This window comes from Bifidobacterium pseudocatenulatum DSM 20438 = JCM 1200 = LMG 10505, from assembly GCF_001025215.1.
In the GTDB taxonomy this organism is placed as follows: domain Bacteria; phylum Actinomycetota; class Actinomycetes; order Actinomycetales; family Bifidobacteriaceae; genus Bifidobacterium; species Bifidobacterium pseudocatenulatum.
The window spans coordinates 922,981-946,525 of the sequence record NZ_AP012330.1 but is presented as its reverse complement, the minus strand read 5'-3'; the positions used below and the strand labels follow the sequence as shown (position 1 = coordinate 946,525).

18 protein-coding genes and 1 tRNA gene are annotated in these 23,545 nt (G+C 55.2%); 5 read left to right on the top strand and 14 right to left on the bottom strand.

The genetic code is table 11. The annotated features are described in order from the left end of the window. Nucleotides 1–2: 2 nt before the first annotated feature. From glgX to BBPC_RS03880, 5 genes are all read right to left on the bottom strand, one after another. Nucleotides 3–2,147 (bottom strand): glycogen debranching protein GlgX, encoded by a 2,145-nt coding sequence (gene glgX / locus BBPC_RS03900; RefSeq protein ID WP_022245001.1) that lies wholly within the window; start codon nt 2,145–2,147, stop codon nt 3–5. Between the two features lie 61 nt (nt 2,148–2,208). After that, entirely contained in the window at nt 2,209–2,868 is a 660-nt protein-coding gene (locus BBPC_RS03895) for an NUDIX hydrolase (protein WP_004221623.1), read from the bottom strand. A gap of 6 nt (nt 2,869–2,874) precedes the next feature. Next, nucleotides 2,875–3,780 (bottom strand): Nif3-like dinuclear metal center hexameric protein, encoded by a 906-nt coding sequence (locus BBPC_RS03890; protein ID WP_033524004.1) that lies wholly within the window; start codon nt 3,778–3,780, stop codon nt 2,875–2,877. Between the two features lie 64 nt (nt 3,781–3,844). Further along, complete coding sequence (gene polA, locus BBPC_RS03885) at nt 3,845–6,697, bottom strand: DNA polymerase I (protein WP_022245003.1); 2,853 nt, start codon at nt 6,695–6,697, stop codon at nt 3,845–3,847. After that, a complete protein-coding gene (locus BBPC_RS03880; protein ID WP_004221618.1) occupies nt 6,687–7,451 on the bottom strand; it encodes an ANTAR domain-containing response regulator in 765 nt (254 codons plus the stop codon). Before BBPC_RS03880 ends, polA begins: the two co-directional genes overlap by 11 nt. A 146-nt stretch (nt 7,452–7,597) precedes the next feature. Between BBPC_RS03880 and BBPC_RS03875 the strand changes: the two genes are divergently transcribed. Continuing rightward, entirely contained in the window at nt 7,598–8,650 is a 1,053-nt protein-coding gene (locus tag BBPC_RS03875; protein WP_231857846.1) for a D-hexose-6-phosphate mutarotase, read from the top strand. 154 nt (nt 8,651–8,804) lie between these two features. Continuing rightward, entirely contained in the window at nt 8,805–9,812 is a 1,008-nt protein-coding gene (locus BBPC_RS03870) for a 3-hydroxyacyl-CoA dehydrogenase family protein (RefSeq protein ID WP_047749733.1), read from the top strand. A 1,040-nt stretch (nt 9,813–10,852) separates the two neighbouring features. Here the strand turns inward: BBPC_RS03870 and BBPC_RS03865 are convergent. From BBPC_RS03865 to BBPC_RS03835, 7 genes are all read right to left on the bottom strand, one after another. After that, nucleotides 10,853–10,926 (bottom strand) — tRNA-Leu (locus BBPC_RS03865). Nucleotides 10,927–11,143: 217 nt separating this feature from the next. Beyond that, on the bottom strand, nt 11,144–12,586 hold the full coding sequence (pyk, locus tag BBPC_RS03860; RefSeq protein ID WP_022245556.1) for a pyruvate kinase: 1,443 nt from the start codon (nt 12,584–12,586) through the stop codon (nt 11,144–11,146). 172 nt (nt 12,587–12,758) lie between these two features. Next, the gene (locus BBPC_RS03855; protein ID WP_003835220.1) at nt 12,759–13,742 is read right to left on the bottom strand and encodes a TerC family protein; all 984 of its coding nucleotides are present in this window, start codon (nt 13,740–13,742) and stop codon (nt 12,759–12,761) included. 38 nt (nt 13,743–13,780) lie between these two features. Then, nucleotides 13,781–15,892, bottom strand: a complete 2,112-nt coding sequence (gene uvrB / locus BBPC_RS03850; protein WP_033524002.1) for an excinuclease ABC subunit UvrB — start codon at nt 15,890–15,892, stop codon at nt 13,781–13,783. Nucleotides 15,893–15,894: 2 nt separating this feature from the next. Beyond that, nucleotides 15,895–16,557 (bottom strand): dephospho-CoA kinase, encoded by a 663-nt coding sequence (gene coaE, locus BBPC_RS03845; RefSeq protein WP_152595398.1) that lies wholly within the window; start codon nt 16,555–16,557, stop codon nt 15,895–15,897. A 91-nt stretch (nt 16,558–16,648) separates the two neighbouring features. Continuing rightward, a complete protein-coding gene (gene rpsA / locus BBPC_RS03840; RefSeq protein WP_004221589.1) occupies nt 16,649–18,124 on the bottom strand; it encodes a 30S ribosomal protein S1 in 1,476 nt (491 codons plus the stop codon). Between the two features lie 167 nt (nt 18,125–18,291). Further along, entirely contained in the window at nt 18,292–19,167 is an 876-nt protein-coding gene (locus BBPC_RS03835; protein ID WP_004221587.1) for a bifunctional methylenetetrahydrofolate dehydrogenase/methenyltetrahydrofolate cyclohydrolase, read from the bottom strand. Nucleotides 19,168–19,307: 140 nt separating this feature from the next. Here BBPC_RS03835 and BBPC_RS03830 point away from each other — a divergent pair, with 140 nt between their 5' ends. From BBPC_RS03830 to BBPC_RS03820, 3 genes are all read left to right on the top strand, one after another. Continuing rightward, complete coding sequence (locus BBPC_RS03830) at nt 19,308–20,396, top strand: metal ABC transporter solute-binding protein, Zn/Mn family (protein ID WP_004221584.1); 1,089 nt, start codon at nt 19,308–19,310, stop codon at nt 20,394–20,396. A gap of 196 nt (nt 20,397–20,592) precedes the next feature. Further along, complete coding sequence (locus tag BBPC_RS03825) at nt 20,593–21,486, top strand: ABC transporter ATP-binding protein (protein ID WP_004221582.1); 894 nt, start codon at nt 20,593–20,595, stop codon at nt 21,484–21,486. 2 nt (nt 21,487–21,488) lie between these two features. Further along, nucleotides 21,489–22,325, top strand: a complete 837-nt coding sequence (locus BBPC_RS03820; RefSeq protein ID WP_004221579.1) for a metal ABC transporter permease — start codon at nt 21,489–21,491, stop codon at nt 22,323–22,325. 36 nt (nt 22,326–22,361) lie between these two features. Here the strand turns inward: BBPC_RS03820 and ispF are convergent, their stop codons facing one another. Next, a complete protein-coding gene (ispF, locus tag BBPC_RS03815) occupies nt 22,362–22,859 on the bottom strand; it encodes a 2-C-methyl-D-erythritol 2,4-cyclodiphosphate synthase (protein WP_004221578.1) in 498 nt (165 codons plus the stop codon). A gap of 8 nt (nt 22,860–22,867) precedes the next feature. After that, on the bottom strand, nt 22,868–23,464 hold the full coding sequence (locus tag BBPC_RS03810) for a CarD family transcriptional regulator (RefSeq protein ID WP_004221576.1): 597 nt from the start codon (nt 23,462–23,464) through the stop codon (nt 22,868–22,870). Nucleotides 23,465–23,545 lie beyond the last annotated feature (81 nt).

Below are 23,545 nucleotides of genomic sequence, written 5' to 3'. Positions count from 1 at the left end.
CGTCAGAAGTTGTAGTGCTTGTTGGACGGCTTCTTGTCGCTCATCAACAGCAGGAAGCTTCTTGATTGCGCAGTAATCGCAAAACCGGCCTCATAATTGAGTTCTGGCCCCTTTGGATTATGCGTGTCGACAATTAAGCGCCATTTCTTGCCATATTGCTCATCGGGCAGGGTGAACATGATCGGCTCGTAATGCGCGTTGAAAATCAGAATGAAATCATTGTCGACCATCTGATTGCCGTACCAGTCGGTTTCCGGAATATCGGAACCGTTCAGATAGATCATCACAGTGAAGGCGTGTGTGTTTGACCAGTCGTCCATATCCATAATGGAGCCGGTATGATCCATCCATTCGACCTGCGGAATCGCAGTGCTGTCGTCTCCCTGCTCGCGACCGGAGAAGAAGCGGCGGCGATGCAGCACAGGATGCTCAAGCCTCAAATGGATCAGCTTCGATACGAATTCGAGCAGGTCCTTTTGATCCTCGTCCAGATCCCAGTTCGTCCAGGAGATCGCATTGTCCTGGCAGTAGGCGTTGTTGTTGCCCTGCTGGGTGCGCGCCACTTCGTCGCCGCCGCAGATCATCGGAATGCCTTGGCTGAGCAGCAACGTGGCGAACATGTTGCGCATCTGCTGTTGACGAAGCTCGTTAACATCCTTGATGGTCGTAGGACCTTCGACACCGCAGTTCCAAGAACGGTTGTTGCTTTCGCCGTCGCGATTGCCTTCGCCGTTGGCCTCATTATGCTTCTCGTTGTAGCTCACCAGATCGTTCATGGTGAAGCCGTCGTGCGCGGTGATGAAGTTCACGGATGCGACCGGTCGGCGGCCATTGACCTGATACAGGTCGGAACTGCCCATGAATCGGCTGGCGAATTCCGGCAACGTGGACGGCTGCGAGCGCCAGAAGTCGCGCACGCAATCGCGGTAGCGGCCGTTCCATTCGGACCAGCTGGACGGGAAGCCGCCCACCTGATAGCCGCCAGAGCCGAGATCCCACGGTTCCGCGATCAGCTTGACGCGGGAGATCACCGGATCCTGTTCGACGATGTCGAAGAAGGCCGACAGTTTGTCGACTTCCTGGAACTGACGGGCCAATGTGGCGGCAAGATCGAATCGGAATCCGTCGACGTGCATTTCGGTGACCCAGTAGCGCAGGCTGTCGGTGATGAGCTGCAGGGCGTGCGGCGAGCGCATCAGCAGCGAGTTGCCGGTGCCTGTGGTGTCGAAGTAGTGTCTGCGGTCGTTGTCGACCAGACGGTAGTAGGCGCCGTTGTCGATGCCCTTGAAGCTGAGGGTCGGTCCACGGTTGTTGCCTTCGGCGGTGTGGTTGTACACCACGTCGAGGATGACTTCCATGCCGGCATGATGGTATGCCTTGACCATGGATTTGAATTCGTTGACCTGTTCGCCGCGCTGTCCGGAGCTGGAATACGCGTTGTGCGGGGCGAAGAAGCCGATGGTGTTGTATCCCCAGTAGTTGCTCAGGCCTTTTTCCTGAAGGAAGCTGTCATTGACGAACTGGTGGATGGGCATGAGCTCGATGGCCGTGACGCCCAGCTTCTTCAGGTATTCGATTACCGAGGGGTACGCCAGACCCGCATAGGTTCCGCGAATGTCCGGCGGCACGTCCATGTTGAGGTTGGTCATGCCGCGTACGTGGGCTTCGTAAATCACGGAATCGTGATATGAGATGTTCGGATGCTGGTCGTTGCCCCAGTCGAAATAGGGGTTCACCACGGCCGCTTTCATGGTATGGGCGGCCGAGTCGAGCGTGTTCATGCTGGTAACGTCATCGGGGCTTCTGAACCAGTACGAGTAGAGGCTCTCATCGCCGTCGATGTTGCCTTCGATGGCTTTAGCGTAGGGGTCAAGCAGCAGTTTGTTCGGGTTGCAGCGCAGGCCTTGCGTCGGGTCGTATGGCCCGTACACGCGATAGCCGTAACGTTGCCCCGGTTGGATTCCGGGCAGATAGTTGTGCCAGACATAAGAGTTCTGCTCGGTCATTTCGATTCGAGTTTCGTTGTCTTCCTCATCGAAAAGGCAAAGCTCGACTTTTTGTGCCACTTGGGAAAAGAGGGCAAAATTCACGCCGGCGCCGTCATAGCTTGCGCCGAGTGGATACATCGATCCGGGTCTGATTTGCATGATTCAAGTATCTCACGTTTCAGCCCCCAAATCGCAATTTCGTGTTGTTCGGCGATTATTTTTACGATTCGAAAGAACTCTTGCCTGTATTTTGCCGGTTTCGTCGAATTTGCTCGTGAAGAATAGCGATCATGGAATTGGAGGCCGTAATACGGGTGCCGCGCAGCCGCTGCCAGGAGACCCACGCCGATTCGACGTGCTCATCGCCGTCGAAATGACGTTCGACGGGATGCCATGCATGCAGGTGAAGCACCATGATGTTGGCAAGCTCGTCGGTCATGCCTTCGGACGAGTAAAACTGCCCCACATGGTCGAATTCGACACCGTCACGCCCGGCGGGCTCCACACCGGTTTCCTCACGAAGCTCCCGCAGCGCGGCCTCCTCCACGTCCTCTCCCCCGTCGATGAGTCCAGCCGGCAGACCGTAGGCGAAGGCGTCGCAGCCGATACGGTATTCCCGTTCGATCAGATACAGGTCATTCGCGCAATCATGCACCAGCATGACCACGCAAGGCGCGTGACGCATCACCTGACGGCGAATCACCGTTTGCCCTCCGTCACGCATCGGCAATGCGATCCGCAGGTCGTCGACGCCGAAAATCGCACCCTGATACACATGCCTGCTGTCAAGCACCGTGACCATACCGGACATGTCCACGCCATCGCTGGATTCATCCAGCAATACGTCCACCTGGGTTCCGTCTACCGCCTCGTCACACATGACGCGTCACCGTTCCTGCCCGCTCGAAGGAAATACCATATTCCATGGATCGGTATTCATGGAAATCCAACGCACGGCAGGAATGTCGCCGGTCGCTTCCGCAACCGCATGGGGAACGTCTTCCATCGCATACTGGAACCACATGGATTCGATAGCGCTGTGCGGAGTGTTGACGAACGCCGGACGCACACGCCCGTCACCATGGCCCATGGCAACGCCGGAAGCACGCATGGAAGCCTCATAGCGGGCCTGCTCTATGGCGTCCGTCACCGGATGATGCCGCAGATCACTGGTCACATACACGTCGGCACCGGCCGCACGCACCTCATCGAACAAGGAATCACCGGAACCCGGAAGCACCGCCACCGTGCTGACCGGAACGTCCAGATCGCCGCAAACCTGCACGCCAAGCTCGGTGTACGGCAGCGCGCCAGCTACTCGACTGGCGAAATCACGCAACGCCACAGGTTCGGCAAGACGCCCCACACGCCCCAAACCGACCGGATGCTCGGCATCCGGATCATCGATGGGCACCAGCGGACGCTGATCCACCAAACCGAACATGTCAGCCGCAGCCATGCCGACGCCACGATACGCCGCATCGGCATTCGTATGCCCCACCCACAACGCACATCCGGCAAGATTGAGCTTACGCACAATCTCACCACGGAAACCCAATCCCGACACCGCATGAACGGAACGGAAGAACAACGGATGATGGCAAACCAGCAAATCAACACCACCGGCAATCGCCTGATCAACCACCGCCATAGAGGGATCAGCCGCAAAAGCGATACCGCGCACAGGCTGACGCAAATCACCCACGATAAGACCAGGCTCATCCCACTGCTCCGCATAGCGAAGCGGATACAACGTTTCCAGCACATCCACAACCTGCTTCAGCGTTGCCATCATTCCTCCTTATGCCATTGCTCGACCACGCACATCCGCAACACACACGAAACCCAGTACCGTATCAGTGCGCGGCAAGCTGCCAATCCGAACCAATACCCGTGGAAACATCCAACGGAACCGCCATATCGACCGCATGCTCCATGGCATCCTTCACCAACGCAGTGACACGCTCCGCCTCACCCGGCGCAACCTCCACCACAAGTTCATCATGAATCTGCAAAATAATCCGACTGGCAAGACCAGCCTCACGCAACGCATCATCAGCCCGAATCATGGCAATCTTCATAATGTCCGCAGCAGAACCCTGAATAGGCGCATTCAACGCGGCACGCTCCGCAGCATCACGCACCGCACGATTCGGCGACTTCAAGCCCGGAAAATACCTACGACGACCATAAATCGTCTCCGTATATCCCTTTTCACGAGCCGAAGAAACCAACGACTCCAAATACTCATGGACCTTGCCGAACGTCGCAAAATACTGCCGCTTCAATGACTCGGCCTCACCCGGCTTAATGCCAAGCTGCTGCGAAAGCCCATACGTGCTCAATCCATAAGCCAAGCCATAGCTCATCGCCTTAACATGACTGCGCTGATCAGGCGTAATCTCATCCACAGGAACGCCATACACCAAACTCGCCACATACTTATGGAAGTCCCTACCGGAACGGAACGCCTCAATCAACGCCTCATCGCCGGAAAGGTCGGCCATGATACGTAACTCGACCTGAGAATAATCCGAACTCAACAACGACTCAAAACCCTCACCGGGCACAAAAGCCGAACGAATCTCACGACCAGCAGGATCACGATTCGGAATATTCTGCAAATTCGGATCAACCGAACTCAACCGACCAGTCGCAGCCACAGTCTGCTCAAACGTCGTATGAATACGACCATCAGACCTGTTCGTCGCATCAATCAACGTCTGCACAATCTGCTTAAGCTTATTCTTCTCACGATGCAACAACAACGCATCAAGAAACTGACAAGCCCTATCATTACCACACGAACGATCACGCAACACCTGCAAAGCAGCCGCATTCGTAGTATACGAACCAGTCTTAGTCTTCTTCGTAGGCTTCAAACCCATATCCTCAAACAGAATCTTCTGCAACTGCTTAGGACTTTGCAGATTCACGCGCTCGCCCGCATACTGCCATGCCGTTTCCTGCGCGTAATTCGCGTCGGCGGCAAGCTGTTCGCGCATGCTCATCAGCCTGTTCATATCGACTTGCGCACCGGCATGCTCCATGCCGTACAGCACGCGGGATACTGGAATCTCCACAGATTCAAGCAATGAGAACTGCTCACGCTGATCCAATGAATCCGCCAGTTTACGCGCTAACAAACCAACAATCGCAGTATGACGCGGAAGCTGGTTGTCATTCCGCTGCGCACTATCGTCCGGCTCGTCGAAATCAAGCGTGCCTTGCGTCGCACCCTCGGACTGTTCCTCGATATGCAGGTCAAGGAAATGCGCCGCCGCCTGTTCCAGCGTGTCGGCATGGAAATCGGGATGGACCAGATACCCGGCAAGCTTGGTGTCGAACAGCGGCTTCGGCAACGCCACACCGACGCTTTCCAGCAGGTGGGATTGTTCCTTATACCCATGCACCACCATGGATTGGTGGTGTTCGTCAAGTACCGTTTGCAGCTGGGACGCCATGTCACGGTCAACACGATTGGTACGAATCGCTTTATCATGTGCAGCGATCATCAGCGACGCATAGGCCGCGTTCCCCGGCTTGCTTTCGCCTTCCACCTGCAACACCCACGAATGCGCCACGGACTGCGCACACTGCTTCGTATGATCAATGGCGAAGCCGGAGGGAGTCGTCTTCGGCGCGATTTCACGTTCGTCATGCAGATGCCCGTTCGGCATCGGCAGATTGTCTCGTACCCATGCTTCCAATGCTTCCGGCGAGTCAACCGTTTCATACTGAGGTATTTCGAGCTTGCCGGACTCGTCTTGCTGCACGGGATCGTTGGTGGGCTTCCCCGCATTGAATGTTCTCAGCACACGGTTTTTGGTGCGTATGCCGAATTCAAGTCTGGTGAACAGTTGGTTGAGCTGGTTGGCGTCCACCTGACCGAAAGTCAAATCCTCGATGGACACGCCAAGGTCAAGGTCACGCACCAAGGCATTCACGGAACGATTCAGTTTGACCTGATCGATATTGGCCCGCAACGCCTCGCCTTTTTTGCCGCCGATTTCGTCGGCATGCTCGATAATCTGGTCAAGTCCGCCATACAGGTTGATCCATTTGGCCGCGAATCCATCGCCCACGCCGGGAACGCCGGGGATGTTGTCGGCGGTTTCGCCACGAAGCGCGGCAAGATCCGGATATTGCTCCGGCGTGACGTGGTATTTCTCCACCACCGCGTCGGGAGTCATGTGCTTCAAATCTTTGAAATGATGCCCCGGATACAACACTGTGATGTTGTCGTTGATGAGCTGGAACGCGTCACGATCGCCGGATAGCACCAGCGTGCGATAGCCTGCTTTGTCTCCCATGCTTGCCAACGTGCCGATCACATCATCGCCCTCGTATCCAGGTTTTTCGATGAATGTGACGCCAAGGGCCGTCAGCATCCGTTGAATCAACGGCAGCTGGGTCAATAGATCTTCTGGAGCCGCATCTCGCGTGCCTTTGTACTGCGGCAGCATCGTATTGCGGAAGGTACCGCCTTTGACATCGAAAGCGACGGCAAGATGATCCGGATGTTCCGCGTCGATCACCTGCGACAGCATGGTGGCGAAGCCCCAGACGGCGTTGGTCGCCTGACCTGCGGATGTACTGAAATTCTCTACGGGCAAGGCAAAAAAAGCGCGGAACGCCAAGGAATGGCCGTCAACGACCAATAGCGTCCCGCGCGTAGTGCCTTCCACAGTTGCTGTGTTAGCGCTCATCCTCTGCTTCCGACTTCTGATCACCGTACTTGGCGATGATGGCCATAGCCAGACGCTTCTTCGGGATGCGCTGGTCCATGGAGGTCTTCTGAATCCAACGGAACGCGCCCTGCTCGGAGAAGTCAGCCTTATCCATCAGCAGGCCCTTGGCACGGTCGACAAGCTTACGTTCCTCGAGGGTTTCCTCAGCCTTCTTCAGCTGCTCTTCCGCCTTCTTCAGCTGCTCTTCGGTTTCGTGCAGCTTGGATTCGCTGCGCTCCACATTGTCGAGCAGATCGTTGATTTCGGCGAAACGGCCCATGGCCACTTCCAGAGCCGGAAGCAGCTTGGATTCCTCATACGGCTTGGTGACGTATGCCATGGCACCTGCACCCGTGGCCTTCTTGACCAGATCGGACTGGGAGAATGCCGTAAGCATAACGACCGGAGCGATATTCTCATCACAGATGATGCCCGCCGCTTCGATGCCATCCATACGAGGCATCTTGACGTCCATGCATACCACGCTTGGACGGAACTTGCGGGTCAATTCGACTGCTTCCTCACCGTTAGCGGCTTCGCCCACAACCTCGTAGCCACTATCTTCCAGCATGGCAACCAAATCCATACGGTTCACGGATTCGTCTTCGGCCACGACGACGGTACGCTTGCGAGGTTTGTCATCTTCCTCGATGGACTGCTCAGGCGCTGCGGCAGCCTGAAGTTCATCGTCGGTGAGCACTTCGTCCGGTTCCGTGGTCTTTTCTGCAGACATGTCGGTCTCTTTCCACTGTCACACCCAAAGCCGGTCTCACAAACCCCAACCTGGTCCTGGACTGATTCGATGCCGTTACTTGCAATCGTTCGGATTCTGGAAATCTTCAGCTTTTCACAGCCTTGATTCACCCTCCATCACGCAAGTTGGAACGAACCGGCTATCTTCCTTGTACTTTCATGGATGATACTAGCAGAAGCCTACAAGCGCGTGTTGCCGCAATCCTCTTTTTCCTTCACGTGCAAAGCCGAAAAATCCAAGAAATTCCGCAATCCTGCAAAGTCCTTCTTTCCACAATCCCGCTTCAACGTCGTCTTGTTTATACTGGTCGTATGAGTAGCACTTTCACTATCAGAGATATTGTCAACGAAGACGCAACGGCATCAGTCAGCGATTACGGTGCGCATGTGCTTTCCTGGGCACCTGCCGGCGAACAGGCTGTGGTTTGGCGGCCAAAGGCGATTCATCTTAAGGAAGGAACTGCCATCCGCGGCGGTGTTCCGATTATTTTCCCTTGGTTCAATTCCGGTTTCGAAGGCGGGCATGTGGCTTCGAAGAAGCCCAAGCATGGTTTTGCCCGCAATAGCTTCTGGCATTATGACAAGGAAGGTTCTTCCGATGCCTTGTTGCGCTATACATTGGATTCCAGCGAGATCAACGCAGATATACTTTCCCAGTTTGTTTCTGGACCGAATCCTCAATTTCATGCCGTTTACACCATTGAAGTCGGCTGTGAGTTGACGATGTCGCTTACCGTATATAACGATGGAGACGAGCCATTGTCTTACGAAGAGGCACTGCATACGTATCTGCAGGTCGGCGACGCCGAACAGTCGCAGGTGTGCGGGCTGGAGGGCACCGATTATCTCGATACCGTATTGGACGGCGATCCCCGTTGCAGCCAAGGTAATGAACCTGTGACCTTCCAAGGCATGGTTGACCGCATCTACTATTCGGCTCACACGCTTGAGCTGCGCGATCCTGTGCTGAAACGCACCGTCGTTGTTTCCAAGCAGGGTGCGGCGCAGACCGTGGTGTGGAATCCGGGAGAACAAGCCGGAAACGCCATCGGCGATTTGGATGAGGGCGAATGGCGCGGCTTCGTCTGCGTGGAAGCGGTCAACAATCGCGATTGCGCGGTCGTCGTTCCCCCGCATGAATCACATATTTTGCAGCAGACGCTGTCGGTAAGGCACTGAAAGTAAGGCACCGTCAGTAAAGCACTGTCAGTAAAGCACGCCGACCGCAAGGCATCGACACCGAACATGGCGCTTTCATATAATTCCCAGATTGGCGACTAGGCTCGCTCGTAGTGGAAGCATGGAAGCGCCATACGAGGATTGCGAGGTTGCGATGACAGATGCCACGGTACAAACCATAGAACCAAAAACCTTGGAATCCATACGAACGGTCGCCAATATCGGCTCAGGCACCATGGGGCATGCCACAGCGTTGCAATTTGCGGTCGCCGGATACCCGGTGAAATTGGTGGACTGCAGCGAAGAGCTTCTTAAGCGTGGCATGGAACATATCCGCGCCGATGCCGAGGAATTCGCCCAAGCCGGGTTGCTGCGCGCCGAAGATACCGTTGACGATGTGCTCTCCCGCATTTCGACATACACCGACTATGAAAATGGTGTCTCCGACGCGGATTTCATTATCGAATCCATTGTTGAAAAGCTTGATGTCAAGCAATCCGTATGGCAGCAGATTGAGCAGTACGCGCCGGTCGATGCGATCTTTGCGACAAACACTTCCGGATTGGGCCCAACCGCAATCCAATCTGTGCTGAAGCACCCGGAACGCTTTGTGGTGGCTCATTTCTGGAATCCTGCGCATCTGATGCCGCTAGTCGAAGTGGTGCCCGGCAAAGACACTGCGCCGGAAGTGGTTGATACGACCTTCGATTTGATGGCAAGCATCGGCAAAAAGCCTGCGAAAATCAAAAAGGAATCTTTGGGATTCGTGGGCAACCGTATGCAACTGGCGCTGTTGCGCGAGGCGTTCAACATCATCAATGAAGGCATCGCCGACGCGGAAACCGTCGACACTGTGGTTCGTTACAGTTTGGGACGACGCTGGAATCTCGTCGGCCCCGTGGCCAGCGCCGATTTGGGCGGACTGGACACGTTCTACAACATCAGCACCTACCTGTTCAAAGACATGGATAACGGCACCGAACCGAGCCTTCTGCTGGCTTGGAAAGTGCAGGATGGGAACCTTGGCACAAAAACCGGCCGTGGTTTCTACGAATGGCAAGGCGAAGACGGACAACGCATTATCCGCGAGCGCGACGAACAGCTCATGCAACAGCTGGCGGAGGACGCTGCTGTTGAGGACGCTGACTGCAAGTCCGAGTAACACTCCGACATATCGATACGACGATTGCGGTTACGATTGCGGACAGGGAAACGACTACCCGCCCGCAATCGTAACCGCAATCACAAAACCTACATATTTTCACGCAATATATAAACCATATATTGTTCTGGCTGCCGACTCACCGTATCGGCGACCCAGACATACAGCATTTGCGTTTGGCCGGATTAGCCCCACGGTTCGCCTGCAGTAATCCAATCGTCATGCCAACTCTCAATCTGCCTATTCAAATCCTCCTTGAAAGAATCCTCCGCAGTAGGGCATTTTGGCATTGTGATTGATTGAAGTAAAACCGGAGGGAGCCACTGAATGCCTTGCAGAAATTCAATATGGAATACTTCAGGATTATCGGTGAATGTCACCGTAGCGACGATGCCATAGTTCGGAGTGAATCTGTGCACAGTGGCCTTGACAGGCTCCGAACTCCCGAAAGCTGCTTAATTGAGCCAAACAAACCACGCGTTCCCGCGATGGAACCTCCCCCGAATGTCAAGCATCCGTCGGAACTGCCGCACATCCGGCGCCAAAAAAGTGGATGTGTCTGGGCATCCTCGTAAGTAAGAGAGACCTAAATCCACGGCGGGACACATCCACGCCATTGGCGTGGAATCGCTACCAGAGCGCTTCGATCGGCTCTCGGATCATTAGCTTTCTGTCTCACGCCGGACAACCGGCAGAAGCCTGCGACAGATGTCTTCCTTTATTGAAACTTTCAGTTCCGTGTCGCTTGGACAGCGAAGCGAAACAAAAACCTCACTTATAAGAATAAACGAAAGACATCGCAGACAAGAGGCGCACGTCGAAGACCATGCCAATCCAGCAACAATGCCGGGGCCGTCGCAGTCTTACAGCATCTGGGAGAAGTTCGCACATCCTCGGTGTTACCGGCGGCGCGCCGGCAACACCGGCGACCGGCTCGCCATCTGAATCAAAGAAGACGGTACCAACTGGCCCTGCGTACGGGGAACGTATGACAAAAGCCGCGGTTGGAAATTTCCAACCGCGGCTGTTCATTAATCCGGTGCCCCCGGTGGGACTCGAACCCACACTGTACAGATTTTGAGGCTGTCTCCTCTACCAATTGGGATACAGGGGCTTTCGCACAACTTGATTATCTTAACACAGAAAAATGATTTCGCAAAGTCCTTGAGCGGTCGGCGTTTCGCACCATGTGCAACACTTTGATCGCAACCTATCGCAATCTGTAAATCGGCAACAAATCAACATCATCCGAAAACAATAAGAGGGCTTCCATCCAAACGGACGAAAGCCCTCCTATTCGCTAATCAGCCAGTCACTGACCGAAACACATCTCAGTCGCAAGCTCCAACGGTGTGGACGTAGATGGAATCGGTGCGGCCCGGCTGGTGCTCGCCCTGGGCGGAGCTCAGCACAACGATCTTGTCGCCATCGGTGACCTTGCCAGCATCCTTCAGGATCTTATCGGTGAAGATCATCAGGTCCTTGCGGGACTTGTCGTGGTAATCCTCATCGAGCAGGAAGGACTCGGTACCCCAAGACAGAGCCAGCCAGTGATAGGTGTGCTCGTTGTTGGTGATGCCGTAGATCGGGGTGGCCGGGCGTTCGCGGGACACGCGGTGCACGGTGGAACCGGTCTGGGTGTAGGCAACGATGGCCTTGGCGTTCAGCTTGTCAGCCAGATCCACAGCTGCGGAAGACACGGCGCCGGTGGAAGACATATCCAGGTTCTTCAGCTCCGGGATACGGTCGAAACCGTGCTCGGTGGCGAAGGAGGAGATACGGCTCATGGTGCTCACGGTGACTGCCGGGTACTTGCCGACGGCGGTCTCATTGGAGGTCATGGTAGCGTCGGCGCCGTCAAGGATGGCGTTGGCGCAGTCGGATGCCTCTGCACGGGTCGGGACCGGGGAGTTGACCATGGAGCCGAGCACTTCGGTGGCCACGATGACCGGCTTGGCGTACTGGCGAGCGAGCTCGATGCAGCGCTTGGTAGCCAGCGGCACCTCTTCGAGCGGGCACTCAACGGCCATGTCGCCACGAGCAACCATGATACCGTCGAAGGCCTTGACGATCTCTTCAAGGTTCTCAAGAGCCTGCGGCTTCTCGATCTTTGCGACGACCGGGATGCGACGGCCTTCCTCGTCCATGATCTCGTGGGCGCGGTCGATGTCGGTGGCGAAACGCACGAAGGACATGGCGATGATGTCGGCGCCAGTGCGGATAGCCCAACGCAGATCGGCTTCATCCTTCTCGGTCAAAGCCGGCAGAGACACGGCAACGCCCGGCAAGTTGATGCCCTTGTGGCTGGAAACCGGCCCGGCAACGACGACCTTGGTGTACACGTTGTTGCCTTCGACCTTGGTGACCTCAAGACGAACCTTGCCGTCATCGATGAGAATCGGATCGCCAGCATGGCAATCGCCCGGCAGGCCCTTGAACGTGGTGGAAGTGATATGCTCGTCGCCCTCGATGTCGTCGGTGGTGATGACGAACTCCTGGCCTTCGGTCAGCTGGACCTTGTCTTCACCGTCGGCGTTCTTCTTGAACCAACCGCAACGGATCTTCGGACCCTGCAGATCAACCAGGGCTGCGACGTTGCGGCCGGTGGCCTTGGCGGCGGCGCGGAGGTTGTTGTAGACCTTGAGGTGGTCTTCCGGAGTGCCGTGGGAGCGGTTCAGACGAGCGACGTCCATACCTGCTTCGACAAGGCTGGTGATGCCTTCCAGGGACTCGGTAGCTGGACCGATGGTATCTACGATCTTGGCTTTACGCATGAATGCCTGCCTATTCTTGTTGATATTGATTTTGGATCTGACGACCCTGTTTCCAACCGACCAGTCTACTAGCAAAAAGCGCTCACTTCCACCCTGAAACGAGGCGTGTTGTGAGCGCTCACATTTTTTTGATAAAAAGAAACCGCATGTTTCCATGCGGTTTCTCAAATCGTCACTTTTCCTTTGCTTCGATGGCACGCATCTTCAGTACGCTGGCCAATGCGGCACCACCAATCGCCACAACGATCACCGCCAAAGACAGCCATGTAGGCACTTCAGGCACCCAAGCGATCGGTTGACCGCCATTGATGAACGGCAACGAATTGCCGTGCAATGCCTCCATAATGAGCTTGACTCCAATGAAGCCCAGCACCACGGAAAGTCCAAGAGGCAGATACACCAGCTTGTCGAGCAGCTCGCCAAGCAGGAAGTACAGCTGCTGCAAGCCGAGCAATGCGAACACATTGGACGTGAACACAATGAACGGATCCTTCGTCAAACCGAAAATCGCAGGAATGGAGTCAAAGGCAAACATCACATCGGTGGTGCCGATGGTCAGAAAGACGATCAGCATCGGAGTCCAATACTTGGCACCGTTTTTGACGGTACGCAACTTTTCTCCGTCATACTCATCGGTGATCTTGATCACCTTGCGCAATGCACGAATCAAGCCATTCTCATGATATTCCTCATCTTCGTCTCCCCCAGTGACCAACTTGATGGCGGTGACGATAAGAAATGCGCCGAACAGGAAGAACACCCAGGTGAAGCGGGAGATAATGGCCGCGCCGATGAGGATGAACACGCCGCGCAACACCAATGCGATCGTGATGCCGATGGACAGCACGAATTTCTGCAGCTGTTTTGGCACCGCAAAATTCGACATAATGATGACGAAGACGAATAGATTGTCAATACTCAGCGAATATTCCGTAAGCCAGCCCGAATAAAATTCGATGGCCGGCTTCGAACCTGCGAAGAACCACATAAGTCCGCCGAAGATCAACGCCATGACTACAAAGAACGCGATATGCTGCACGCATTCCTTGGTGGAGGGCACATGGGGCTTACGTCCGATGATAAACAAGTCAACCACGAAGAAGACGGCAAGCACCGCGAACGTGGCGATTTCAAAAACAAGTGGTGTTTCAGCCATAATCCACTATGGTACGGATGCCGTATGACCGGTCGGAACTATTTGCTCGCCTCCGTCATCTGCCGAAGTTCCTTTTTCAGGTCGCGGATCTCGTCACGCAAACGAGCCGCAAGCTCGAATTGCAGTTGTTCGGCGGCGGCACGCATCTGCTCGGACAGTTGTCGAATGAGATCAGCTAGATCCTGCGCGGGCAATCCGGCCTTGAGAATCTCCTCATGCCGTCTGTCAGATTCCTCCTTGCTGGTAGCAGGCACGCCAAGATGCGAGTTGCCGGCTTTGCCTTCATTACGGTAGCCGGTACCGAGCAATGTCTGGGTGTCGACGTCCTCCTTGGCAAGCATGTCGTTGACATCGGAGATCTTCTTGATGAGCGGCTTCGGATCGATGCCATGTTCCTTATTGTAGGCAATCTGGATATCACGACGGCGATTGGTCTCGTCGATGGCCTTGTGCATGGCTTCGGTGATGTCATCCGCATACATGATGACGGTGCCGGACACATTTCTCGCGGCACGACCAATCGTCTGGATGAGGGAACGATAGGAACGCAGGAAACCTTCCTTGTCTGCGTCAAGGATCGCAACCAACGATACTTCCGGCAAATCAAGACCCTCACGCAATAGATTGATGCCGACGATGACATCGATCTTGCCCTCACGCAATTCACGCAACAATTCGACACGTCGCAGGGTGTCCACATCGGAGTGCAGGTATTCGACTTTGATGCCACGCTCCAGCAGATAATCAGTAAGATCCTCAGCCATCTTCTTGGTCAGCGTGGTCACCAACGCGCGTTCGTTACGTGCCACACGATCCTTGATTTCAGCAAGCAGATCATCGATCTGCCCGTCAACCGGGCGCACATCGATTTGCGGATCGACCAATCCTGTCGGTCGAATAATCTGTTCGACCACACCGTCACTCAAGCCAAGCTCATAATCGCCAGGAGTGGCGGAAAGGTAGACCGTCTGGCCGACGCGCTCAAGGAATTCCGGCCATTTGAGCGGTCGGTTGTCCATCGCCGAAGGCAGACGGAAGCCATGTTCGACCAACGTGCGTTTGCGACTGGCATCGCCTTCGTACATGGCGCCGATCTGCGGCACGGTAACATGCGATTCGTCAATGACGAGTAGGAAATCGTCAGGGAAGAAATCCAATAACGTATGCGGCGGCGTGCCCGGCTCACGGCCATCGAAATGTCTTGAGTAGTTTTCCACTCCGGAACATACGCCGACCTGGGAAAGCATCTCCAAATCGTATGTGGTACGCATGGTAAGACGCTGCGCCTCAAGTTCCTTGCCTTGTTTGCGTAGTTCAGCGGTACGTTGATCAAGTTCCTGCTGAATGGTAGACAACGCTCGCTCCATACGTTGCGGCCCTGCCACATAGTGCGATGCGGGGAAAATATGGACTTGCGATTGACGCCCGATCACATCTCCGGTAAGTGGATGCAGGGTTGAAATACGGTCGATTTCATCACCGAAGAATTCAATACGGATGGCCAGTTCCTCATATACGGGAATGATTTCGACGGTATCGCCGCGCACACGGAAAGTACCTCTGGTGAAGGCGATATCGTTGCGCTTGTACTGCATGGCGACGAAAGTGCGCAGCAAGTCGTCACGGTCGATCTGCTGGCCTTCCTCGAGAAACAGCATACGCCCGGCATATTCTTCCGGCGTACCAAGGCCGTAAATACAGGAAACCGTTGCCACGACCACGCAATCACGACGCGTCAGCAGGTTCGCCGTGGCCGCATGGCGAAGCCGTTCCACGTCGTCATTGATGTTGGAATCCTTTTCGATATACGTATCGGTTTGCGGAATATAGGCTTCCGGCTGGTAGTAGTCGTAGTACGAAACGAAATAGCTCACCGCATTGTCTGGCATGAGTTCACGGAACTCGGCGCACAGCTGCGCTGCCAACGTTTTATTCGGTTCGATGATCAACGTCGGGCGTTGCAGACGTTCAATAAGCCATGCCGTGGTGGCAGTTTTGCCAGTTCCGGTAGCGCCCATGAGCACCACATCGTTCTCACCGTTTTCAATGCGTTCCGCAAGCTCTTCAATCGCTTTAGGCTGGTCGCCGCTCGGCTTATATGGCGATTTGACCACAAACGGCTTGTTCGTGCGTTCAATATTGAATCCCATACCTACCTCGCTTCCGTGCGCCATTGTTGCATTAGCATATCAATATGCTCGAACATTTGTTCCAATGACTGTGTGGAATCGATGATCTCATCGGCAATGGCAAGACGCTGTTCCACGCTGGATTGATGGTTCACACGATTCCATGCCTGGCTTTCGCTCATGCCTCGCGTTGACATCATTCTGCTGACCCTCACCTGTTCAGGCGCTTCAACAGTTACGATATGGTCGAATTCAAAAGGAATGCTGTCAATTACTTCGGCGAGTAACGGTATGTCATGCACCACTACTGCTTGGCAATCAACTTCAACAGCCTCATGTTCGAGTTGCACTGCAAGTTCATAAATCAGTGGATGCTCGATTTCGTCCAGCATCTTGCGTTTTCGTTCCGCATCAGCGCCGGAAAACACATGCTCTGCCATCCACGCTCGATTGAGCTCGCCTCGATCGGTCAAAGCATCGGAGCCGAAACATTCCACTATACGCTGAAGGCCGATGCTGCCTGGTTCCACCACTTGACGCGCAAGCAGATCATAATCGACAAGTACTGCACCAAGCTCACGCAGTCTTGCGGATACCGTGCTTTTGCCAGCTGCTATGCCGCCGGTCAATCCTATTCGAATCACCACAACCGCCATTGTAATGCGCTTCGCATGCGCGCTTGCCATGCACATACGAAAAGACCCCGAACCTGAATCAGGAACGGGGTCTTTTCTAAAATCTAGCCTGAGCTGGATTGGATCCTAGCTCAGGATACAATCACTTGCCGAGCAGCTGGTCGCGCAGAGCGGCGAGCTGGTCGGAGTCGGCGAGGGTGCCGGCGGAAGTGTTCTCGGAGGAGTAGTTGGAAGACACCTCTTCGACCTTCTCTTCCTTCGGAGCCTGGCCATCTTCAGCGGCGGAAGCTTCAGCGTTCTCGAGCTCCTTGGCCACAAATTCCTTATGCTGCTCCCACAGATCGTGAGCGGTGGCGTACTGGGACTCCCACTCCTCACGCTGCTTCTCGTAACCAGCGATCCACTCGTTGGTTGCCGGGTCGAAGCCTTCCGGATACTTGTAGTTGCCCTGCTCGTCGTACTCTGCCGGCATGCCGTACAGAGCCGGATCGAAGTCCTCGGAAGCCGGATCGACGGAGTCGTTGGCCTGCTTGAGGGACAGGGAGATGCGGCGACGATCGAGATCAACGTCAATCACCTTGACGAAGACTTCTTCGCCCGGCTTGACGACGGTCTCCGGGTTCTCCACGTGGCGGTTGGCCAGCTCGGAGATGTGCACGAGGCCTTCGATGCCGTCTTCGACGGAGATGAAGACACCGAACTGGACGATCTTGGTGACCTTGCCCTTGACGATCTGGCCAGGAACGTGGGTGCGAGCGAAGCGCTGCCACGGATCTTCCTGGGTAGCCTTGAGAGACAGGGAGATGCGCTCACGATCGAGGTCAACGTCGAGCACCTCGACGGTAACCTTGTCGCCGACCTTGACAACCTCGGACGGGTGGTCGATGTGCTTCCAAGACAGCTCGGAAACGTGGATCAGGCCGTCAACGCCGCCCAGATCAACGAATGCACCGAAGTTGACGATGGAGGACACGACGCCTTCGCGAATCTGGCCCTTCTTGAGCTGGGACAGGAAGGTTTCGCGCACTTCGGACTGGGTCTCTTCGAGGTACTGACGACGGGAGAGCACCACATTGTTGCGGTTCTTGTCGAGCTCGAGGATCTTGGCCTTGATGGTCTGGCCAATGTACGGGGACAGGTCGCGGACGCGACGCATTTCGACCAAGGATGCCGGCAGGAAGCCGCGCAGACCGATGTCGACGATGAGGCCACCCTTGACAGCTTCGATGACGGTGCCTTCGACAACGCCATCGGCTTCCTTGATCTTCTCGATGTCTCCCCAAGCGCGCTCGTACTGTGCACGCTTCTTGGACAGAATCAGACGGCCTTCCTTGTCTTCCTTAGTGACGACAAGGGCCTCAATGGTGTCGCCGACCTCGACGACTTCGTCCGGATCAACGTCCTTCTTGATGGAAAGCTCACGGGAGGGGATGACACCCTCAGTCTTGTAGCCGATGTCGAGCAGGACCTCGTCGTGATCGACCTTGACGACGGTACCTTCGACCAGATCACCATCATCGAAGTTCTTGATGGTGGAATCGACTGCCTTGATGAAGTCCTCTTCGGTGCCGATGTCGTTGATGGCGACCTTGGCGACTTCGTTATTGTTCTCTGCCATTAATTTGGTTTCTTACAAATAGTGGGTGGATAAAATCGGTCTTCAATTATGTGCGTGCGATATAACACACGCAAGGCATAAGTTTACATGGGACCATGCACAAAAAAGGCGTGCCGCAACCCGCGACACGCCCGAAATTACTTCATATTTTCACACACAGAGCGCAATTACAGCTGACGCTCGGCCATCTCGACCACGTTTTCCAGCAGCATGGCGCGGGTCATAGGGCCTACACCGCCTGGATTCGGCGTGTATGCCAAGGCCTTCTCATAACAGGCTTTATCGACATCGCCCTTCACGCGATAACGGCCGACCCCCTCGTCGAACACGCGAGAAACACCGACATCGACCAACACCGCGCCTTCCTTGATATCTTCCGGCTTGACGAAACCGGCGGAGCCCATGGCCGCAACGATGATATCGGCCTCACGCATATGCTTGCGCACGTCCTTGGTGCCGGTATGGCACAGCGTGACCGTGGCATTCACCGCCTTGCGAGTCAGCATGAGACCAATAGTGCGGCCGATGGTGATGCCTCGGCCGAGCACGCAGACCTCTTTGCCGTCCAGGTCAATGTCGTAGGCTTTGAGCAGTTCGATCACGCCTCGCGGAGTGCATGGCAGCGGAGTAGTGATCTCGCCGCGCGCATGCAACACGAGTTCGCCAAGATTATATGGGTGCATACCATCGGCGTCTTTCTTGGGGTCGATCAGATCGATGATGGCGTTCTCGTCGATGCCCTTCGGCAACGGCAACTGCACGATGTAGCCGGTGCAGGCAGGATCGGCGTTAAGCTCCTGTACGACTTCGGCGATTTGTTCGAATGTTGCGTCGGCAGGCAACTCCTTCTTAATGGAGTTCACACCGATTTCAGCGCAATCGGCATGCTTTCCGGCAACATATTTGACGGATCCGGCATCGGAACCAACCAGGATAGTTCCAAGACCGGGGTTAACCCCCTGCTCTTTCAGCGCTGCGACTCGCTCGGCGAGATTCGCTTTGATCTGCGCGGACACCATCTTTCCATCGATTTTCACCGCCATGCCGGCCACTCCCCTTTTCGTTGTCTCATTGTTGTATTGGCATTTGCATGTATCGTAGGCTATCTTGGTTTCAGTCGTAAGTCGCACACGTATTTATGAGATGAACACGATTAGGGCGGTTCAGGAAGAGGGCAATCGACATGCGCTTGCACAAACGTTCTTTGTTACGCGCTTTCGCTGCGGGAATCGCGCTTTGCGTGGCGTTCGGCACGGCAGCATGTTCCGGAGGGTCAACTTCGCAGGAGAATGACGCCTCCGCCGACTCCGAAACCCCAACCGAACAGATCACTCCAATCGAAGTGGTCGCCTCGGTCAATCAATGGGGTTCTCTTGCCGAGCAGATCGGTGGCGTCCATGTGAAGGTCACGTCGGTTCTCTCTTCAACCGATGTCAATGCGCATGATTTCGAGCCGAAAACCGACGATATCGACAAACTTCAGCAGGCACAGGTCGTAGTGTCCAATGGTGCCGGCTATGACACTTGGGCCACCAAGAACCTCAGTAAGACCATGGTTTCCGTTTCCGCAGCACAAATGGTGGGCGCCGTCGAGGGAGACAATCCGCATTTATGGTTCTCCAGTGACGCCCGAAACGCCATGGCCAAGGAATTGGCCGACACATATAGCCGCATCATGCCCGCGCAAAAGAAATATTTCAACAACAAACTCACCGCGTGGAACAGGCGGGAGAAGAAAATAGAAAAGGACATGAAGGCGTTCAGCGACTCGCATAAGAACGTCTCCTACGCCGCCACCGAACCGGTGGCCTACTATCTGCTCAGCGACATGGGGTTCACCGACAACACGCCGGAGGGGTATCTGCAATCGTCCAGCACGAATTCCGAGCCAACCCCCACCGATCTTCAGGAATTTCAGGAATTGCTGGAAAAGCATAAAGTCGAGGTGCTGATCAACGACACACAATCCACAAGCGACGCCACGAACACGCTGACCGGCATTGCTTACAAATCCGACGTTCCCGTGCTTGATATCAGCGAACAGATGCCCTCCGATTACACCAGCCTGACATCGTGGATCCGCGCTCTTATCCTGTCGTTGACCGATATGTTCGATGAACAATTCGATGCTGACGATCAGGATGCAACAAGTTCCGACAGCACGTCGGAAAACGCGGATTCCTTGGAATCAACCGCAGATTCCTCGACGCAAGACAACGATCAGACAACGAACGGATCGAACGATGCGCCGCAACCAAATCCGGTGAAATGATTGTTCGGCAAAAGCGATTGCCGAACAATCGATCGGTAATCGCTTTTGCCAAGACCATCCTGCGTCCAACTGAATGCGGGATGGTCTTTTTTGTTTGCCTGACGTTTTGCTTTTTACGCAAAGCCTCTCGTCTGATCGTTACGACGGTTTCAACGACAATCCTTATTGAGAATGATTGTCAACACTATTTGCGAGTATGTACGTGCATTCAAATCAAGGAGAAGCCATGCACGACGAGACACCTGCCTGCATTGAATTCGACGACGCCTGCGTCAAACGAGGCGGTCACGTCATCTGGCAACACGGCACGTTCAGCATTCCGCAAGGCTCGGTAACCGCAATCGTCGGTACCAACGGCGCGGGCAAAACCACCATGATGAAGGCCGAGCTGGGATTGATTCCAACCGCGCACGGCAGCATCAAGGTACTCGGACAGCCTGCAGGCTCCGCAAACCGGCGCATCGGCTACGTGCCGCAAAGCTACGCATCCGACATCGAATCGAACATCACCGCGGAACAGTCGGTGCTTCTCGGCTTGACGGGAACTCGATTCGGCATTCATCCCGTCACCAAAACACTTCGCGAGAAAGCCCGCAAGGCCATGGACTTCGTCGAGTTACAAGACAAAGCGAATTATCGCCTATCCGAACTTTCGGGCGGACTGCGCCAAAGGGTCGCCATCGCGCAGGCGCTCGTGGATGACCCGAAACTGCTGATGCTGGACGAGCCTCTCGCCAACCTTGATCTGGCGAGTCAACGCGCCACTGTGCACGTACTCGCCAAACTCAACCGCGAACTCGGCATGACCATCCAAGTGGTGGCGCACGACCTTAATATGCTTCTGCCCATCCTCACTGGAGCCGTCTATCTGCTTGACGGACATCCACACTATGCAGGCATGAACGAGGTGCTGGATTCCCATCTACTCACGCATTTATATGGCACGACCGTACAGGTGGTCACCACTCCGCAAGGAGATATGTTCGTGACGCCAAGCGAGGACGAGTCTGAAAACATGAGCATCGATGCGCATGCTCCAGAAGAAATCGCGCAATTTCACCATCACAGCCACACCACGCAGGAGGACTGAGCATGGACGGTACCGTATTCGCTTTCGACCCGGATTGGGTTTCCACGCTCAACGCCCCATTCATGACGAACGCGTTTCTCGCCGGCCTGTGCATCGCATTGGCAGCCGGCGTGATGGGTTATTTCACCATCGCCAGACATTCCACATTCGCAGCCCACGCCTTGGCACATATCGGACTGCCAGGTGCCACCGGAGCCGTATTGCTCGGCCTGCCTGTTTCCGCAGGTCTTGGCGTGTTCGCTCTCGGCGGAGCACTGGTGATCGGCGCGCTTGGCAAGAAGGCTTCACAGCGTGAGATCGCCACTGGAACCGTACTCGCTTTCGCCACCGGCCTTGGTCTCTTTTTCGCACGCATGTCAAGCTCGGCTTCGCAGCAGATGCAGTCGATTCTGTTCGGCTCGATTCTGACGATCACCGACGGTCAGATCATTGGTTTCGCGATTTTCGACGTGCTGCTTTTGGCTGTTCTGGCAGTGATCTACCGCCCGCTATTGTTCAGTTCGCTTGACGAGCAGGTGGCACAGGCAAAAGGCGTGCCCGTCGGTTTCATGAACATTTGCTTTATGACAATTATGGCCGGCGTCATTACCATTGCCGTTCCCGCAGTCGGCACATTGCTGATCTTCGCGTTGGCGATCACCCCCGCCGCCACCGCCAACATCATCGCCCGCTCACCATTCAAGGCGATGGTCGTCGCCACGGTGATCTGCCTGATTTCGATTTGGGGAGGGCTCGTGATTTCCGCCATGTTCCCCGCTCCCCCGAGCTTCATCATCGTGACAATTTCGACGTTGTTTTGGGCGGTTGCGAAGGCTATTGAATCCTTCAAAAGAAAGTAGCAGAAAGAAGTATCGGAAAGCCGTCAGCGGGCGAAATCAGACTGCCTGACGAGTCGATGGATCAACAGGTTCCACCAAAGCATCGGCAATCGCGGCGACGCCTTCGCCCGAACCAGTGAATCCCATGCCATCCGTTGTGGTGGCGGTCATGGACACCTCACAACCTATGGCTTCAGACAACGCTCGTTCGGCTTCTTCCCTGTGTTTTCCGATTTTCGGCCGATTGGCGATCACGACCACGCTGGCACTCACTGGCTTCATACCACGTTCGTTCAGATAATCGACCGTGGTCCGCAACATTTCGGCGCCATGCTTGCCCGCGCCATCGGACTGCGAGCCGACACCGAACAAGGTGCCGATATCACCAAGACCGGCCGCGGAAAGCAATGCGTCAATCAACGCATGAGCGGCGACATCGCCATCCGAATCGCCCTCGATGCCATCGCCCTCCCAACGCAAACAGGCAAGCCATAACGGCTTGCCTGCATCGTGAGATGCGAATCGATGAGCGTCAAAACCCTGACCGATACGCATGAAACGCCTTACCTCTTCTTGGACTTCTTGCTTTCGGCCTCAACTCGGGCCAGCGTATCCATGGCAGCCTCCTCGGGAGCCTCGGTATGATGCTCCTCATCGCCGGGCTGGGCCGGCTCATACCCAAGGTTCACGTCCAGCAAACGCTGGGCCTCGGCTTCATCAAGGTGTTCGGACAGCGAAATCTCGGAAGTCAGAATGCTACGGGCCTTGGTAAGCATGCGCTTCTCACCAGCCGACAGACCATGTTCGTCAACATCACGCTGCGCAAGGTCACGCACCACTTCCGCAATTTTATTGACATCGCCGGTGGCGATCTTCTCGACATTCAGCTTGTAGCGACGAGACCAGTTCATCTCCTTCTCAATGATCGGAGTGCGCAGAATCTCGAACACCTTGGCCACTTCGTTGGCGTCGACGATATCTCGCACACCAACCTTTTTGGCATTATCAACAGGAACGTTGATGACCAGACCGTCAGACGAAAGCACCGACAGCTGCAGATATTCGCGGGTGATTCCCTTGACTGTCCGTTCGGTGATGGCCTCCACCTTCGCAGCGCCGTGACGTGGATAGACGACCATGTCGCCGACCTTGTAACCCATGAATCCTCCGTGAAAAGCTTACACAAAACCCGAATTATTGTGCCATCAGGGGTGGACTTGGCCAAAAACACTTGAAAAACG

Excerpts from the sequence above, each read along its gene's own strand:
- glgX (WP_022245001.1), bottom strand. The coding sequence starts at position 2,147 with ATGCAAATCAGACCCGGATCGATGTATCCACTCGGCGCAAGCTATGAC.
- BBPC_RS03895 (WP_004221623.1), bottom strand. The coding sequence starts at position 2,868 with ATGTGTGACGAGGCGGTAGACGGAACCCAGGTGGACGTATTGCTGGAT.
- BBPC_RS03890 (WP_033524004.1), bottom strand. The coding sequence starts at position 3,780 with ATGGCAACGCTGAAGCAGGTTGTGGATGTGCTGGAAACGTTGTATCCG.
- polA (WP_022245003.1), bottom strand. The coding sequence starts at position 6,697 with ATGAGCGCTAACACAGCAACTGTGGAAGGCACTACGCGCGGGACGCTA.
- BBPC_RS03880 (WP_004221618.1), bottom strand. The coding sequence starts at position 7,451 with ATGTCTGCAGAAAAGACCACGGAACCGGACGAAGTGCTCACCGACGAT.
- BBPC_RS03870 (WP_047749733.1), top strand. The coding sequence starts at position 8,805 with ATGACAGATGCCACGGTACAAACCATAGAACCAAAAACCTTGGAATCC.
- pyk (WP_022245556.1), bottom strand. The coding sequence starts at position 12,586 with ATGCGTAAAGCCAAGATCGTAGATACCATCGGTCCAGCTACCGAGTCC.
- BBPC_RS03855 (WP_003835220.1), bottom strand. The coding sequence starts at position 13,742 with ATGGCTGAAACACCACTTGTTTTTGAAATCGCCACGTTCGCGGTGCTT.
- uvrB (WP_033524002.1), bottom strand. The coding sequence starts at position 15,892 with ATGGGATTCAATATTGAACGCACGAACAAGCCGTTTGTGGTCAAATCG.
- coaE (WP_152595398.1), bottom strand. The coding sequence starts at position 16,557 with ATGGCAAGCGCGCATGCGAAGCGCATTACAATGGCGGTTGTGGTGATT.
- rpsA (WP_004221589.1), bottom strand. The coding sequence starts at position 18,124 with ATGGCAGAGAACAATAACGAAGTCGCCAAGGTCGCCATCAACGACATC.
- BBPC_RS03835 (WP_004221587.1), bottom strand. The coding sequence starts at position 19,167 with ATGGCGGTGAAAATCGATGGAAAGATGGTGTCCGCGCAGATCAAAGCG.
- BBPC_RS03830 (WP_004221584.1), top strand. The coding sequence starts at position 19,308 with ATGCGCTTGCACAAACGTTCTTTGTTACGCGCTTTCGCTGCGGGAATC.
- BBPC_RS03825 (WP_004221582.1), top strand. The coding sequence starts at position 20,593 with ATGTACGTGCATTCAAATCAAGGAGAAGCCATGCACGACGAGACACCT.
- BBPC_RS03820 (WP_004221579.1), top strand. The coding sequence starts at position 21,489 with ATGGACGGTACCGTATTCGCTTTCGACCCGGATTGGGTTTCCACGCTC.
- ispF (WP_004221578.1), bottom strand. The coding sequence starts at position 22,859 with ATGCGTATCGGTCAGGGTTTTGACGCTCATCGATTCGCATCTCACGAT.
- BBPC_RS03810 (WP_004221576.1), bottom strand. The coding sequence starts at position 23,464 with ATGGGTTACAAGGTCGGCGACATGGTCGTCTATCCACGTCACGGCGCT.